This is a genomic window from Mesorhizobium sp. M3A.F.Ca.ET.080.04.2.1 (assembly GCF_003952525.1).
In the GTDB taxonomy this organism is placed as follows: Bacteria; Pseudomonadota; Alphaproteobacteria; order Rhizobiales; family Rhizobiaceae; genus Mesorhizobium.
This window is the reverse complement of record NZ_CP034451.1, coordinates 5,452,977-5,468,408: the sequence shown is the minus strand read 5'-3', so window position 1 is coordinate 5,468,408 and position 15,432 is coordinate 5,452,977. Positions and strand designations below refer to the sequence as shown.

The following is a 15,432-nucleotide window of genomic DNA, read 5'->3' as shown; positions in this document are numbered from 1 at the left end:
CACGCTTCAGCATCCATCGGAGGATCCGAATGAACATCCATAAGAATGCCCGTCTCACACCGCTGCGTCGAGAGGAGATGGCGCTGTCGGTGATAGAAGGCGCTTTCTCCAAAGCCCATGCGGCGCGTGTCTACGGCGTGTCGGCCAAGATCGTGGCGCGCTGGGTCGAGCGCTACAAGTCCGAAGGGCGGGCCGGCATGATCGACCGTTCCTCGCGGCCCGCCCATATGCCGCAGGCCACCGCTGCGTTGATCGCCGAGCGCATCATGGCGCTGCGGCGGCAACGTTGGACCGGCAAGCACATCGCCCATGAGGTCGGCGTCTCGCCCGCCACCGTTAGCCGGGTTCTCAAGCGTGCCGGACTGTCGCGGTTGCGGGATATCGAACCGGCCGAGCCGATCCGACGCTACGAGCGCGAGCATCCTGGCGAGATGATCCATATCGATATCAAGAAGCTCGGTCGTTTCGAGCGCATCGGTCATCGCATTACCGGCAAGCGCACCGGCAATGCCAGCTCGCGCGGCAGCAGTTGGGAGTTCGTCCATGTCTGCATCGACGACGCCTCCCGCATCGCCTTCTCGCAGATCCTGCCCGACGAGAAAAAAGAAAGCGCCATCGCCTTCCTCAAGGCGGCGGTGGCCTACTACGCCAGCCTCGGCGTCACGATAGCCCGCGTCATGACCGACAACGGCTCCTGCTACAGATCAAAGGCCTTCGCCAAGGCCTGCCGCGATCTCGGCCTCAAGCACGTCAGGACAAGACCCTATACACCCAAGACCAATGGCAAGGCCGAGCGCTTCATCCAGACAGCACTGCGCGAATGGGCTTATGCCATCGCTTATCCGACTTCAGATCACCGCGCCGCAGAGTTGCCGGTCTGGCTGCACAGATACAATTGGCACCGTCCCCACGGGAGCCTAAAGTCCAAAACACCTATCAGTCGCCTCGCTCTAACCGAGGACAACCTGTTGAGGCTCCACAGCTAGCCGCCAAAGAAAACAGTTCTGTGTCTCCCCTTCCCGCGCGACCGGCCCCATCCTTTTCCGCCATGCTGAATTACCGCTCAGGTTTCGGGTGGCCCTTGCCGCCTGAGCGGATATCGGTTGCAGCTGTTCGGCGGCTGAGTTTGCCAGCGGCCTGGAGGTTTTGATGACGATGACGGCCGGCGCCGCGGCGACGCGCGGACCCATGACGCTCAAGGATTGGGCTCAGCTCCTGCTGCTTGGCGCGATCTGGGGCGGCTCATTCTTCTTCGCCCGCATTGCGGTGTCGGAAATTCACCCGCTGGCGTTGGTGCTGTTGCGTGTCGCGATCGCCGCGGCAGCGCTGCAGCTCTATCTGGCGATTCGCGGCCCCTCCTTCCGCCTCGCCTTGCCGCATGCCGGTTTCTTCTTCCTGCTGGGCCTTGCCAACAATGTAATCCCCTTCTCGCTGATCTTCGCCGGCCAGACCCAGCTCGGCGCCGGGATCGCCTCGGTCCTCAACTCGACGACGCCGTTCTGGACGCTGATCCTGGCCAATGCGCTGACAGTCGACGAGAAGCTGTCCTGGAACAAGCTCGCCGGCATCGCGCTGGGCATTGCCGGAACGGCGGTGATGATCGGCCCAGGCCTGCTTGCGGGGCTCGGCGGGCCGGTCTGGGCCAAGTTCGCTCTGATCGGCGCTTCGCTGTCCTATGCCATCGCGCTGATGATCGCGCGGCGCTTCAGAGGTGTCCCCTCACCGGTGATCGCGACCGGCCAGCTCACGGCCTCGACCATCATCATGATCCCATTGGTGCTCAGCGCGCTCGGCCCGGCCGGAGTGCTTTCGGCCTCGCCGCCCGTCTGGGCGGCAGTGCTGGCGTTGGCGCTGCTCTCGACCGCCTTCGCCTATATCCTTTATTTCAATCTCGTCGCCTCTGCCGGAGCCACCAACGCCTCGCTGGTGACATTGATCGTCCCGGTCAGTGCGATGCTGCTCGGTTTTCTCTTCCTTGGCGAGCGGCTGGAACTCTTCGAAATGGGCGGTATGGCGCTCATCGGACTCGGCTTGATTACCATCGACGGGCGTTTGCTCGGTCGATGGTAGCGGTTTCACGCCACACCGCCGCCACAATTTATTCACAACGGCCAAGCCCGGTTTTAGCGAAGAGTTTCAAGGCCTAACGGTAAATCGCAAGTCGCAAATTTCACAATCGCGTCGCATTGCAGCACATTTTCCGCTTGCCTGTGGCCCAAATGCCCCTAGAGTCCTGCCATAGCTCTTAAGAGGAGGCTATGACATGGGACTGACGAGGCCAATCAACGCATTGATGATTTGTGCAGCGTTCGCATTCATCGGAGCCCTTATCATAGGCGTTCTTCCCTGACCCGCCAAAGCCGGGAAGACCGAGCACCGAAAGCAGTCAACCAATTTGAAAAGGCCGGGTTCTACCCGGCCTTTTCCATGTCCGGCTGCTTCATGCGGCGGCCGACCCTGCCGCCTCTGCTTCATGCGAGCGGATGCCGATCATGTGGCAGACGGCGAACACCAGATCGGCGCGGTTCATCGTGTAGAAATGGAAATCGCCCACGCCGCGCTCGACGAGATCGAGCACCTGCTCCGCCGCCACGGCCGAGGCTACCAGCGCATGTGTCTGCGGGTCGTTCTCGAGTCCCTCGAATCGTTCGGCCAGCCAGGCCGGCACCAGCGCCCCGCAGCGTGACGAGAAATTGGCGACCTGGCTGAAATTGTGCACCGGCAGGATGCCAGGCACGATCGGGATATAGATGCCGGCGCGCCGCGCCCGCTCGACATAACGCTCGTAGAGGTCGTTGTCGAAGAAGAACTGAGTGATCGCGCGGGTTGCGCCGTTGTCGACCTTGCGCTTCAGCATGTCGATGTCGGTTGCGAAATCCGGGCTTTCGGGATGCTTCTCCGGATAGGCCGAAACCGAGATGTCGAAATCACCGACGCTCTTCAGCGCTCCGACCAGTTCGGCGCCATTGGCATAACCGTCGCGATGCGGACGGTAAGCAGTTCCCACGCCTGCCGCCGGATCACCGCGCAAGGCGACGAAACGGGTGACGCCCATTTCCGCGAATTCCTGGATCACCGTGTCGACCTGATCGCGGTCGGCATCGACGCAGGTCATATGCGCCGCCGGCGTCAGCGTCGACTCGGTGAGAATACGCCTGACCGTACGGGCCGTGCGCTCGCGGGTCGAACCGCCGGCGCCATAGGTGACCGACACGAATTTCGGCTTGAGCGGCTCCAGCCGGGTGACGGTGTCCCAGAGCCTTGCCTCCATCTCGTCCGTCTTCGGCGGAAAGAATTCGAACGAAACCCGGACCTTGTGGCCAATGTCGGGGCGGCGGGAAAAGCGGAACTGGTTCATCAGGCTGTTTCCCTTGCTTGGAACTGGTCGTTGGACGGATCGGCGATCAGCAGCCGGCGATCGCGGCCGAGCCAGAGCTTGACGGTGAGCCTTGCCTCGGCCTGGCCACGCGGCTCGAATTCCTGGCTGTCCTCAAGGTCGATGCCGGCTTCGGCGAACCAATCGGCGATCTGCCGGTCCGAGAAACCGAGCCGCATATGGGCGTGCTGGTCGCGCAGGAATTCCAGGCTGTGAGGCGCGAAATCGACGATGACCAGCCGGCCCGACGGGCGCAGCAGCCTGGCCGCCTCGCCGATGGCGCGGGCCGGATCGTCGAGATAGTGCAGCACCTGGTGGATCGTGACGAGATCGAAGGCGTTGCGCTCGACCGGCGGCGAAAAAATGTCGCCCTGGCGCACCTGCGCGTTGGCAACGCCGGCCTTGTCTAGATTGGCGCGCGCCACGGTCAGCATCTCGCGCGACATGTCGATGCCGACGCCGCGCCGGTAGAGCGGCGAGAATATCTCCAACAGCCGGCCCGTTCCGGTGCCCAGGTCGAGCATGGACTGGAATGGGCGTTTGCCGACCAGCTTGAGCAGGGCTGCTTCCACCGCCCGGTCCGGCACGTGCAGCGAGCGGATGCGGTCCCAACTCTCGGCGTTTTCCGAAAAATATTCGGCTGCCCGGTCCTGCCGCTTGCGCTTGACTGCTGCGAGCCGCTCCATGTCGCGCACCACCTGCGGATCGGTCTCGCGAATGCCCGAGACCAGACGCTGCACGAAGTCGCGTGAGTTGTCCGTATCCGTCAGCCTGAAGAAGGCCCACGATCCTTCCTGGTAGCGACCGATGAGCCCGGCATCGAGCAGCAGCTTCAGGTGGCGCGAGACGCGCGGCTGCGACTGGCCGAGGATTTCGGTAAGGTCCGACACCGTCAGGTCCCCGCGCGACAGCAGCACCAGGATGCGCAGGCGGCTGGATTCTGCCGCAGCCTTCAATGTATCTACCATCGTGTCGAGCGTGACGTGCATGGGCGGGTCTCGTTGAAAAGATATAAAGATATGTTTATGTCGATTTTGAAGCCCTGGCAAGCGCTATGTCGTTTCCGGACAAGAAAATGGCGCAGCCATGATCCGGGTGTGACCGGCGGTTCCTGCGCGGACTGAAAGGGACGAAGGCGATGTTCAAGACGCGCGAGGGTGAACAGCTCCTGGATGCCGATCCGGCGCACCTGCCGGCCGACAGCCATGTTGTCTTTATCGGCCGCGTCGTCTCCCCGTGGACGAGTCGCGAGGAATGCCCCAAGAACATGCGCGCTGCCCGTGAGGCAGAACGATCGGCAACCCTCCTGATCGATGAGCCCTACCGCCCAGGGCTGCAGAACCTCGACCGCGCGAGCCACATCGTCATCCTATCCTGGCTTGATCATGCGCCGCGGAATCTCATTGTGCAGAAACCCCGCCATGCGATTGAGCCGAAAGGCGTTTTCTCGCTGCGCTCCCCTGCCCGGCCGAACCCTGTCGGGCTGCATGTGGCGAGGATCGTGGCGTTCGATGGCAAGGCCGGCCGCATCGAGATCGACGCCATCGACCTGCTCGACGGCACGCCGCTCATCGACATCAAACCCTACTACGCTTCGACCGACGCTTTTCCGGAAGCGACGATCGCCGGGCGCGACGAGAAATGAGCGCGCCAACCGGCCGCCGCCGCGCCATCGCCAAGGCACTGACCGCGCTCTTGCCGCTCGGGCCATATGCCGACATGGAAAGAATCCGTGCCGACGCCGGTGCGGTGCATATGAAGACGTTGCCGCCGACGATCGCGGTATGGCTGGCGACCATCGCGCATGTCCGCCACGCCCATACCGACTACGAAAAGCTGCTCGCCGAAGGCTATGATCGCGACTCGGCGCGCTTCTTTGTCATCGGGCAGACCAATGAAGTGCTGACCCGCTGGCGAGCAACGCGCCTGCTCGATGAAGACGACGAGGACGGATGAGGCTGAAGCGGCCCCGGCATCCGTAGCCGCCCCGAGACGGCCAAGCAGGACCTGTGGCCTGGCTCTAGTTCGACAGGGACCGGAGGCTAGCCTGCCCTTGCCGCAATGACGAGAGGATCGAAAATGAGCCAAGCCGCCGAGCAAACTGGGTCGCTTCCCCTCCTCTCGGATCGTCACCTCGACCCGCACATCTATCCCGACGGTGTTGCCTTCCTGGATGGACAATATCTGCCGATGTCGCAGGCCAAGGTCTCGGTGCTGGACTGGGGTTTCCTGCATTCGGACGCCACCTACGACACGGTGCATGTCTGGGACGGCCGCTTTTTCCGCCTCGACCTGCATCTCGATCGTTTCTTCGGCGGGTTGGAAAAGCTGCGCATGACGATCCCCTTCGATCGCGACGCCGTCGCCGAAATCCTGCACAATTGCGTCGCGCTGTCCGGTCATCGCGCCGCCTATGTCGAGATGCTGTGCACGCGCGGCGCCTCGCCGACCTTCAGCCGCGATCCGCGCCAGGCGATCAACCGCTTCATGGCTTTCGCCGTCCCCTTCGGCTCGGTCGCCAATGCCGAACAACTGCGCCGTGGCCTGCATGTCGCCATCAGCGACAAGGTTCGCATCCCGCCCGCCTCGATCGATCCATCGATCAAGAACTATCACTGGCTCGATCTGGTGCGCGGCCTCTACGATGCCTATGACCGCGGCGCGGAAACCGCACTGATCCTCGACTTCAACGGCAACGTCGCCGAAGGTCCAGGCTTCAACGTGTTCTGTGTCAAGAACGGGAAGTTGTCGACCCCCGCGGACGCCGTGCTGCCTGGCATCACGCGCCGCACCGTGTTCGACCTGTGTGCCGAGCTGGGGCTGTCTGCCGCAGCGACGGACGTCAGCGTGGTCGCGCTCAAGACGGCGCACGAAGTCTTCATCACCTCGACCGCCGGCGGCATCATGCCGGTCACCACGATCGACGGCGCTCCGGTGGCCGATGGCAAGGTCGGCGCAACGACGGAACGCCTGATGCGACTCTATTGGCAGAAGCACGAGGACCCGGCCTGGTCGAGCCCGGTGGCCTATCAGGCTCTGTAGATCCACTGCTCCGGCACGCGGACCGAAATCTCCTCGCCGGACGTGATGACTCCGGGCTTCTCGACCCAGGCGACGAGGCCGCGCAGCCGCTTCGCCGCCTTCGGGAACAGCAATGCTCCGGCTTCGTGATCGGGCATGCGCGCATTCTCGGCGACGGAGCGGCCGGAGAGACGGCAAGGCCCGTTCTGCGCATCGACCTTGATGGTCACTCCACCCTTGAAGAACAGAAGTGAGCCCGCCGGCAGCATGGACAGATGCGGCACGCCCTCGATCAGCAAATTGGCGCCGATCCATTCCGGCTGGATCGCGGCAACACCCATGCGCTCCGCGACGATGGCAAGCTCGTCCGCCGCCACCAGCGACAGTTGCCTTTCGTTGCGCATCTCGGTGCCGCGCGGATACCAAGGCTCGCGCCCGCCGGAGCGCCGCGTCGCGCCGGCGTGGAAGTCCCCCTCGATGCCGTCGAAGCCAAGCCGCAGTTCCTCCACCGGTCTCGTCTCGAAATGATCGAAGGGCGCCTTGTAGAGCGCCGCCGCTCTCGCCGCGAGCTTGCGGCCCGGCACGATGTCGACATTCGGTTCGCTCACCGGGAAAAGCTCCGGGCTCGTTTTTGTATCCTGCATGTCGCCGGTCTAGACACCCTTTCCGATGCGGTCCAGTCGAAAGCACTGATGGTCCGATCAAGCGGCTTGATGGGCGTTCACGACTTTCTTACCTGAAATGCCATCGCCTTTCCGCATTGCCGCCGCCTGGCGGGATTATGTGACTTTGCGCATCGGAGGAGGAGACCATGCATCCCGCTCCCGCAATGGCCGCGCTCTGGCTGATCTGGGTCGTTACCTGGACGCTTGCAGCTTTGTGGCCGATCCGGCGCAAAAGCGGGCAGACCTTAGGGCGGAGGCCCGCTATCGGGCGCTGTGGATGGCCGGCACCATCCTGCTGTTCGTGCCGCCGCATGGCTATGCCGGCCGGCTGCGGCTGTGGACGCCAAGCCTTCCCGAGGCATGGATATGCGTTGCGCTGATCGCTGTTGGCCTGATTTTTTCCTGGTGGGCGCGCCTGCATCTCGGCAGGCTGTGGTCCGCCGCCGTGACAGCCAAGGCCAAGCATCGCGTGGTCGAAACCGGACCCTATGGCTTGGTCCGCCACCCCATCTATAGCGGCCTGCTGCTGGCAATCCTCGCTACGATGGCGGAAAAGGGCACCGTTTGGAGCATCGCCGGCGCTGCCCTGCTCATCCTCGGCATTTTCATCAAGGCACGGCTGGAAGAGAGTTTCTTGCGCGGCGAACTGGGCAGCGCCTATGACGACTATGCCAGGCGTGTGCCGATGCTGGTTCCGTTCGTGCCGGCTTGATGCATGTCGCCCAGAAGTGTGCAGCGGTTCTGGGGCAACGACATGCGTGAAAACAAGACCTAATGCACGTCGCCTGAATCCGTTTCAGCGCGATGCGCTTTAAGCCGGCTACAGCATCCGCAGCAACGCGCCGCCAATCGAATAGCCCGCGCCGAAGGCGCAGAGCAGGCCGAAATCGCCCGCCTTCATGTCGGCGTGATTTTCAGACAGCGCCACGATAGCGCCGGCGCCTGCCGTGTTGCCGAGCCGCTCCAGCACCATGGGCGCCCGGTCATGATCGACCTCATGCCCGAAGGAGAGCTTCAGGATCATCGCGTTCATGCGCGCATTGGCCTGATGCAGCCAGAAGCGGCGGATGCCTTGCGGTGTCAACCCGTGCTCGGCCAGGAATTCGACAATGAATTTGTGGCCCGCGACGGTGACTTCCTTGAACACCTTGTTGCCGACCTGCTTGATCAGGTTGCCCTCGAGATCGATCACGTAGGGATCGTCCTGGGCGGTGCGGGTGTGATAGCCGAGATTCGTACGGATGTTGTTCGACATCTGCGTCCAGGTCCGCGTATCGAGCACCTCGAAGCGCCCCGGCCGCTTCTCGCCCTGGTCCAGACCTTCGACGATCATGGCGACCGAGGCATCGCCGAAGATGAAATGCGTCTGGCGGTCGCGGAAATTGAGGTGGCCGGTGATGATCTCGGGGGTCGACACCAGGATGCGCTTGTGCGCACCCGCCCTGATGAGGTTGACCGCGACATGCAGCGCCGCCGCGGCGGAAGAACAGCCCAGCCCCATGTCGAAGCCGGCGCCCTTGGTGCCGAGCGCCTGCTGCATCTCGATGGCGATCGCCGGATAGGGCCGCTGATGATGCGAGGCCGAGCAGATCACCAGGTCGACGTCGGAGGGATCGACTCCGGCGTGGTCGAGCGCCTTTTTCGCCGACGCGATGCCGAACTCGGCTTGCAGCGACAGCGCCTCGTCGGGCCGCGCCGGGATCCGCGGTGACATCCGGGTCGGGTCCAGAATGCCTTCGCGCTCGATCACATGGCGGGTGCGGACACCCGATGCGTGCTCGATGAAGGCGCTGTCCGACTTCTGCAGCAACGCCTCGCCGGTGACGGCACGCCGCGCATTTTCGGTTTCGACCCAGCTGTTGAAGCTCTCGACCAGCTCTTCATTGGTGATGACGGGCTCAGGGATTTCGGCGCCGATGCCGCTGATGATGACGCGATGCATGTCCAACTGTCCGAGGCACGGGCTTGATGCGGGCACCGAACCGGCCCGCGCTACCCTTGTCGCATTTGCCCGGTTTATGCCAGCTTAAACCGCCGCTGGCGGCAGCTCTCGCGGCAAATTGAGCGGCGCTCAGGCCCGCTTGGCGATGATGAAGATGCGGGGAAAGCGCAGCAGCACCTTGCCGTTTGCCGTCTTGGGATAGGCCTTCGCGATCTTCGCCGTGTAGCTTTCGAGGAAGTGCTTTTTCTCCTCAGCATCGAGCGGATCGAGGAACGGCTTCAGCCCGGTCGACTTGACCCATTCGACGATCGCCTCGGCATCGGCCAGCGGATGGTTGTAGATCGTGTGCCAGATATCCACCCGATCCGCGAGCGGCGACAGAAGATCGTAGTAGAACGACACCGGCGGCAGCGGTGCACGCGCCGCGTGCTTGAGCTTGGCCGAGAACGGCATCTCGGCCGCCGCGTCCCGCATCAACTGGTGCGAAGGCTCTGCGAGATTGTCGGGCATCTGGATGGCCAAAGCGCCGCCCGGCGCCAGCAGTCCCACCAGTCGCTGCAACACCGCCGGATGCTCCGGCAGCCATTGGAAGACCGCGTTGGCGAAGATGACGTCGACCGGCTTCTCGGGCTGCCAACTGGCGGCATCGGCGAGCGCGAAATTGACATTGGGCAGCCGTGCCCTCGCCTTCTCGATCATGTCCGGCGAGGTGTCGAAGCCGCTGACCTCGGCATCCGGCCAGCGCTCGACCAGAAGCTCGGTCGAGTTGCCCGGCCCGCAGCCGATGTCGACGACGTGGCGCGGGAAATCGACGGGAACCTGTTGAGCCAAGTCCCGCGCGGGCCGCGTGCGCTCGTCCTCGAATTTGAGATATTGAGCGGCGGACCAGTCAGCCATTCGAGATTACCTCCCTTGTCTCGCCGCTCTCGCTTGGCTTATCGCGTCAGCCGCTTATGCGTCATGCGGTGCGGAGTGGCCGCTTCCGCGCCCAGGCGGCGAAGCTTGTCCTTCTCATATTCCTCGAAATTGCCCTCGAACCATTCGACATGCGCGTCGCCCTCGAAGGCGAGCATGTGGGTGGCCATGCGGTCGAGGAACATACGGTCGTGGCTGATGATGACGGCGCAGCCGGCATAGGCTTCCAGCGCGTCTTCCAGCGCGCTCAGCGTTTCGGTGTCGAGGTCGTTGGTCGGTTCGTCGAGCAGCAGCACATTGCCGCCGCCCTTCAGCATCTTGGCCAGATGCACGCGGTTGCGCTGGCCGCCGGAAAGATTGCCGACCTTCTGCTGCTGGTCGCCGCCACGGAAGTTGAAGGACGAGCAATAGGCGCGGCTGTTGACCTCGTGCTTGCCGAGCTTGATCACCTCGGCGCCGCCGGAGATCTCTTCCCACACCGTCTTGTTCGGGTCGAGCGCGTCGCGACTCTGGTCGACATAGCCGAGCCTCACCGTCTCGCCCTTGCGGATCGAGCCGGCATCCGGCGTTTCCTGGCCGGTGATCATCTTGAACAGCGTCGTCTTACCGGCGCCGTTGGGGCCGATCACACCGACGATGCCGCCCGGCGGCAGCCTGAACGACAGATCCTCGATGAGGAGTTCATCGGCGAAGCCTTTGTTGAGGCCCTCGACTTCGATGACGACATTGCCGAGGCGTTCGCTGGCCGGAATGACGATCTGCGTATCGGTCGGCTTGCGATTCTGCGACTGCTCGACCAGTTCCTCATAGGCCTTGATGCGCGCCTTGGACTTGGTCTGGCGCGCCTTCGGCGAGGACTGGATCCACTCGCGCTCGCGCCAGATCGCCTTCTGGCGGGAGTCGTCCTCGCGGCCTTCCTGGATCAGGCGCTTGGCCTTGGCGTCGAGATATTTCGTGTAGTTGCCCTCGTAGGGGATGCCGCGGCCGCGGTCGAGCTCGAGAATCCAGCCGGTGACGTTGTCGAGGAAGTAGCGGTCGTGGGTGATGATCAGCACCGAGCCCGGATAGTCGCGCAAATGCTTTTCCAGCCATTGCGTGGTCTCGGCGTCGAGATGGTTGGTCGGCTCGTCGAGCAGCAGCAGGTCGGGCTGCTCGAGCAGCAGCCGGCAAAGCGCGACGCGGCGGCGCTCGCCGCCCGACAGGTTCGTCACCTCGGAGTCGGCCGGCGGGCACTGCAGCGCGTCCATCGCCATCTCGACCTGCTGCTCGAGGTCCCACAGGTTGAGCCGGTCCATTTCGTCCTGGAGCTTGGCGGATTCCTCTGCCGTCTCGTCGGAATAGTTCATCATCAGCTCGTTGTAGCGCTCGATGATGGCGGTTTTCCTGGCAACGCCGTCCATGACGTTCTCGCGAACGGTCTTGCTGGCGTCAAGCTGCGGCTCCTGCGCGAGGTAGCCGACGGTGGCGCCCTCGGCCAGCCACGCCTCGCCCTGATACTCCTTGTCGAGACCCGCCATAATGCGCAGGATGGTCGACTTGCCCGAGCCGTTGGGCCCCAGAATGCCGATCTTGGCGTCCGGGTAGAAGGACAGGTGAATGTTGTCGAGCACCTTCTTGGTGCCGTAGGCCTTCGACAGGCCGGACATGTGATAGATGAACTGGCGAGCCACGCGCGCTTTCCCTGGAAACTGAAGTGTCAACTGAATGGGGATTTGCGCGCTATGTAGGCGATGAAGCGCCGAACGGCAATCGCTTTCGGCAGGCGCGGGCGATCCTGGAGGTTTCGCCGCATCGAAGCCTCCATCGCTTACGATCTTTTCGATCTGCGGCGCCGGTCCGCGAAAGCCGAGGTTAACCATTCCCCGTCAGAACGGATGACGTCGGGAAATCGCGGCCAAGATTGCGATTTCCGCAAAAAGATCGGGTCGATGGTTTGCTGAACGGTCTCCTGCTCCTTGCCGAAGCGGTTCTCTATTTCGGCGCCATGGTCACGCTCTTCCGTTTCAGGCGACGCATCGGGCTTGGCGTGTTCGTCTGCGCGATGGGCGTCATGCATTTCCTGGAAACCTATCTCGCCAGCGTCTTCTATGTGGCCCTGCCCTTCGGCATTGTCTCGCCGGGCTCGGCCGTTCTGTTTTCAGGCAAGCTGGTGATGCTGCTCCTGCTCTACATGAAGGAGGACGCCGCGACCGTCCGCCAGCCGATCTACGGGCTGCTGCTCGGCAACGCGCTGATGATCGGCCTGGTGCTGATCCTGCGTCTGCACGCGATCGCGCCGCTTCCCGATGGCCGGGTTCCCGACATCGCCTTCATCGACAAGATGGGCTGGCTGATGGTCTGGGGCACCTCGCTCCTTTTCGTCGACGCCATCCTGATGATCCTGCTCTATGAGAAGCTCGGCGCCTATCTGCGGAAGGTGCCTTTTGCACGCATCCTGGCGTCGGTCGCCTGCGTGCTGACATTCGACCAGGTCGGCTTCTTCCTGGCTCTCCATTTCGTCGCCGGCGCTCCGATCGAGGTCTTTTTCGGCGGCTGGTTCGCCAAGCTGGCGGCGGCGCTCGCCTATAGCAGCATGCTGGTCGCCTATCTCAGATGGGCCGAGGACCATGAGACCGCGCTGCCGCGCGGCCTTTCCGACGTCTTCGACACCCTCACCTATCGCGAGCGCTACGAGGCACTGGTCAAGCATGTCGGCCGCGATGGGCTGACCGGCCTGCTGCATCGCGGCAGCTTCGATGCCGACGGCGCTGCGGCCGTCGCGACGGCCATCAGGACCGCCAAGCCGCTCAGCCTGCTAATCGTCGATGTCGATCACTTCAAGTCGATCAATGACCGCTTCGGCCACGCCGAGGGCGACAAGGTGTTGAAATCGTTGGCTGCCGTGCTGACGGAGACTGTGGGCAGCAGCAATCAGGTGTTCAGGATCGGCGGCGAGGAGTTCGCCATTCTTTGCCCGCAACCGCATTCGCTGGCGAGACTGCTTGGTGAAACCATCAGGAGCGCGGTCAAGAGCTCTGCCCACACCAGCCGCTTCAACATCACCGTGAGCGCCGGAGTCTCCTCCGTAAGTGACACGACGAATTGCCTTGCCGACATCTTCGCTCTGGCCGACCAGCGCCTCTACAAGGCCAAATCGGGCGGGCGCGACCGGGTGATCGGCGAGCCGGGCTCCGAAGCCGTCACTTTACGAAGCCGCCCCTAGGACGATCCGGCCTCGGCGACCAGCACCTCTCATTCGCCGTTTACTGGAAACCGATCGCGTCGACCGTGCCCTTGGGACAGCCGGCCTTGCTGGTCGGGGCCGAGGCCAGAAGCAGATCGCCGAGCTTGCTGTCTGCGGCGATCGAACCGGACAGGCCGAGCGTCAGCTCGCCGATCATGCGCCTGCCGCTGGAAGGATCGACCAGGCACGAGACGCGCACGCGGTCTCCGGCACCGGCGCCGAAGGCATGGTCAAACGCGCTGCGGATCTGTTCCGAGGTCAGCTGCTTGCCGATGCTCCTGGTGAAAAGATCGCGCACCGCCGACGCGTTCACCGCGCGCATCAGATTGAGCGCGTCGGCGAAATATTCCTGCTGGCTTTTGCCGTAGCAGGTGCCGTGCTTGATCCACTCGTGGCGGTCCAGCTTGGAGGCGGTGCCCGGCATCACCCTGTCGAGCTCGGCGCGCGTTCCGGCATCGAGATCGACCGCCGGCAGCTCCTCCCAATGCGCGGGATTGTCATTCGCCTTGTCGCTCGCCGACACCTGGCAATAGAAATTGCCATTCGGCTGCGGCCAAAGCCCATGCAAGGTGAAATGGGTGGCCTCGAATTCGTTCCGGTTTTGGACCTTGCACTCAGGTTTGTTGGCCTTGGTTTCGCAGAAGGCTGGCTGCCAGCTCAGCGCGAAGACATATTCGGGTTTGCCCGAGCTAGGCTGCGGGGATTTGGCCGGGCCGGCGGGCGCCCCCGACGCACTGCCGCCGGTGACGTGACCGCAACTGGTCTTGACCCAGCGCCGCTCCGGGTCGGCGCCCGGCACCTGGATCAAGTAATGCGTGGGCTCGTCCTTGTTGCCGGCGAGCAGTTGATAGCTTTGTCCGGCCATGATTGAGATGTTGCCAGGATTCTTGCCGCTCTTGATGGCGTGGGTTGCGGGACAGGCCGCATCGGCCATGAACGAGCCGCTCATCTTCACATCGGCCCATGCAGTGCCGGTCAGCGCCGCCATGACCAGCGCCAGCGAGAAAGCCAAACCTGTCCGCATGATTATGTCCCGAATGAACGATGCCGCGGGGCCACACTGCCCCTGCATCCGTGTCAGAATTGCGATGGCGCGGATTGCAAGACAAGAGCGATCGACAGGCAATCAACGCAAATCCTTCGCGCCGCATTGACGCAAGTCCGGCGCCATCGCAAACAGGCTCGACATGTGCAGGAAAGCGCGCATCGGAGGGCAGGCATGTCGTTCAGCGAGCAACGCAGGGTGAAATCGCCGACAGGCGCCGAGATCAATCTCTACGTCAAGCTTGCCGAAGCCCGCCCACGTGCGGCGGTCCAGATCAACCATGGGCTTGCCGAGCACGCGGCGCGCTATGCGCGTTTCGCCGATTTCCTCAGCGAACGCGGCTTCCATGTCTACGCCCACGACCATCGCGGCCATGGCGCCACGAAGGCGCCCGACGCACCGCTCGGCAGGTTTGCGGATGTAGACGGCGTGGCCAAACTGATCGCCGATGTCGGCGCTGTTCACGACCTGATCGCAGCCGACCATCCCGAATTGCCGGTGATTGTCTTTGGCCATTCGCTCGGCGCCTCGATCGCGCTGAACTTCGTGCTGCGCCATTCCGAGCGCATCCATGCCGCCGCCATCTGGAACGGCAACTTCTCGCAGGGCCTGCTCGGCAAGTTCGCACTCGGCATCCTCGCCTGGGAACGAATGCGACTGGGCTCAGATGTGCCCTCGCGCCTGCTGCCCCGGATGACTTTCCAGGCCTGGGGCAAGGCAGTTCCCAATCACCGGACGCCGTTCGACTGGCTGTCGCGCGATGCGGCCGAGGTCGACAAATACATTGCCGATCCGCTCTGCGGCTGGGACGCCTCCATCTCGATGTGGCGTGACGTGGTCAATATGGCGCAGCACGCCGGCAACGATTCTAGCTTTGCCAACGTGCGCCGCGACCTCCACGTCAACCTTGTCGGCGGCGAGAAGGATCCTGCCTCGGACTATGGCAAAGCGGTGAACCATCTTGCCGGGCGCATGCAACGAATGGGCTTTTCGAATCTGGTTTCAAAGGTTTACGCCGAGACCCGCCACGAAAGCCTGAACGAGTTGAACCGAGATATCGTCATGAAGGATTTCGCCACCTGGGCGGACAGCGTGCTGAAGTCTTGATCGTGTGGCCCACAGTATGAGTCGTGACACAGCCGGTTACGATTGATAGTGCATGCGCCGAAAAGGGCGCAGCGGTTTGAATGCAGCGGTTTGAATAGAGACATGCCAAGAAAAGATGCGCGGCTGCGCGCCGTCAAA

Annotated in this window: 15 protein-coding genes; 8 read left to right on the top strand and 7 right to left on the bottom strand. The window is 63.2% G+C overall.

Going from position 1 to position 15,432, the window contains the following annotated elements; genetic code table 11:
• The first annotated feature begins 29 nt into the window (after window positions 1–29).
• Complete coding sequence (locus tag EJ074_RS26050; protein WP_126063820.1) at window positions 30–986, top strand: IS481 family transposase; 957 nt, start codon at window positions 30–32, stop codon at window positions 984–986.
• Between the two features lie 163 nt (window positions 987–1,149).
• Window positions 1,150–2,070 carry a DMT family transporter gene (locus EJ074_RS26045; RefSeq protein ID WP_095808195.1) on the top strand — a complete coding sequence of 307 codons (921 nt, stop codon included), beginning with the start codon at window positions 1,150–1,152 and terminating at the stop codon, window positions 2,068–2,070.
• Between the two features lie 370 nt (window positions 2,071–2,440).
• Here the strand turns inward: EJ074_RS26045 and metF are convergent, their stop codons facing one another.
• Together metF and EJ074_RS26035 are read right to left on the bottom strand one after the other, a co-directional pair.
• On the bottom strand, window positions 2,441–3,358 hold the full coding sequence (gene metF / locus EJ074_RS26040) for a methylenetetrahydrofolate reductase [NAD(P)H] (protein WP_095808196.1): 918 nt from the start codon (window positions 3,356–3,358) through the stop codon (window positions 2,441–2,443).
• Complete coding sequence (locus EJ074_RS26035) at window positions 3,358–4,365, bottom strand: metalloregulator ArsR/SmtB family transcription factor (protein WP_095808197.1); 1,008 nt, start codon at window positions 4,363–4,365, stop codon at window positions 3,358–3,360. The genes metF and EJ074_RS26035 overlap by 1 nt, the downstream gene beginning before the upstream one ends.
• Window positions 4,366–4,514: 149 nt before the next feature.
• On the opposite strand from EJ074_RS26035, the gene tsaA reads away from it, so the two are divergent.
• The 3 genes from tsaA to EJ074_RS26020 all read left to right on the top strand — a co-directional run bounded on the left by tsaA (window position 4,515) and on the right by EJ074_RS26020 (window position 6,418).
• On the top strand, window positions 4,515–5,021 hold the full coding sequence (tsaA, locus tag EJ074_RS26030) for a tRNA (N6-threonylcarbamoyladenosine(37)-N6)-methyltransferase TrmO (RefSeq protein WP_129553867.1): 507 nt from the start codon (window positions 4,515–4,517) through the stop codon (window positions 5,019–5,021).
• Window positions 5,018–5,332 carry a DUF2293 domain-containing protein gene (locus EJ074_RS26025; RefSeq protein ID WP_095808199.1) on the top strand — a complete coding sequence of 105 codons (315 nt, stop codon included), beginning with the start codon at window positions 5,018–5,020 and terminating at the stop codon, window positions 5,330–5,332. Before tsaA ends, EJ074_RS26025 begins: the two co-directional genes overlap by 4 nt.
• A 123-nt stretch (window positions 5,333–5,455) precedes the next feature.
• Window positions 5,456–6,418 (top strand): D-amino acid aminotransferase, encoded by a 963-nt coding sequence (locus EJ074_RS26020; RefSeq protein ID WP_095808200.1) that lies wholly within the window; start codon window positions 5,456–5,458, stop codon window positions 6,416–6,418.
• On the opposite strand, the gene EJ074_RS26015 is transcribed toward EJ074_RS26020, so the two are convergent.
• Window positions 6,406–7,041 carry an MOSC domain-containing protein gene (locus EJ074_RS26015; protein WP_095808201.1) on the bottom strand — a complete coding sequence of 212 codons (636 nt, stop codon included), beginning with the start codon at window positions 7,039–7,041 and terminating at the stop codon, window positions 6,406–6,408. The two genes, EJ074_RS26020 and EJ074_RS26015, sit on opposite strands and share 13 nt — an antisense overlap.
• Window positions 7,042–7,339: 298 nt before the next feature.
• Here EJ074_RS26015 and EJ074_RS26010 point away from each other — a divergent pair, with 298 nt between their 5' ends.
• Entirely contained in the window at window positions 7,340–7,774 is a 435-nt protein-coding gene (locus EJ074_RS26010) for an isoprenylcysteine carboxylmethyltransferase family protein (protein WP_245454751.1), read from the top strand.
• Window positions 7,775–7,882: 108 nt separating this feature from the next.
• Here EJ074_RS26010 and EJ074_RS26005 read toward each other — a convergent pair whose 3' ends face one another.
• The 3 genes from EJ074_RS26005 to ettA form a co-directional block, all read right to left on the bottom strand.
• Window positions 7,883–9,004, bottom strand: coding sequence for a beta-ketoacyl-ACP synthase III (locus EJ074_RS26005; RefSeq protein WP_095808255.1), 1,122 nt, complete (start codon window positions 9,002–9,004; stop codon window positions 7,883–7,885).
• 129 nt (window positions 9,005–9,133) lie between these two features.
• On the bottom strand, window positions 9,134–9,901 hold the full coding sequence (gene tam, locus EJ074_RS26000; RefSeq protein ID WP_095808203.1) for a trans-aconitate 2-methyltransferase: 768 nt from the start codon (window positions 9,899–9,901) through the stop codon (window positions 9,134–9,136).
• Between the two features lie 38 nt (window positions 9,902–9,939).
• Window positions 9,940–11,589, bottom strand: a complete 1,650-nt coding sequence (ettA, locus tag EJ074_RS25995; protein WP_095808204.1) for an energy-dependent translational throttle protein EttA — start codon at window positions 11,587–11,589, stop codon at window positions 9,940–9,942.
• Between the two features lie 263 nt (window positions 11,590–11,852).
• Here ettA and EJ074_RS25990 point away from each other — a divergent pair, with 263 nt between their 5' ends.
• A complete protein-coding gene (locus tag EJ074_RS25990; protein ID WP_095808206.1) occupies window positions 11,853–13,121 on the top strand; it encodes a GGDEF domain-containing protein in 1,269 nt (422 codons plus the stop codon).
• Window positions 13,122–13,161: 40 nt separating this feature from the next.
• Here EJ074_RS25990 and EJ074_RS25985 read toward each other — a convergent pair whose 3' ends face one another.
• Entirely contained in the window at window positions 13,162–14,166 is a 1,005-nt protein-coding gene (locus EJ074_RS25985) for a ribonuclease (protein ID WP_095808207.1), read from the bottom strand.
• A gap of 195 nt (window positions 14,167–14,361) precedes the next feature.
• Here EJ074_RS25985 and EJ074_RS25980 point away from each other — a divergent pair, with 195 nt between their 5' ends.
• Window positions 14,362–15,294 (top strand): alpha/beta hydrolase, encoded by a 933-nt coding sequence (locus EJ074_RS25980; RefSeq protein ID WP_095808208.1) that lies wholly within the window; start codon window positions 14,362–14,364, stop codon window positions 15,292–15,294.
• Window positions 15,295–15,432: the final 138 nt, after the last annotated feature.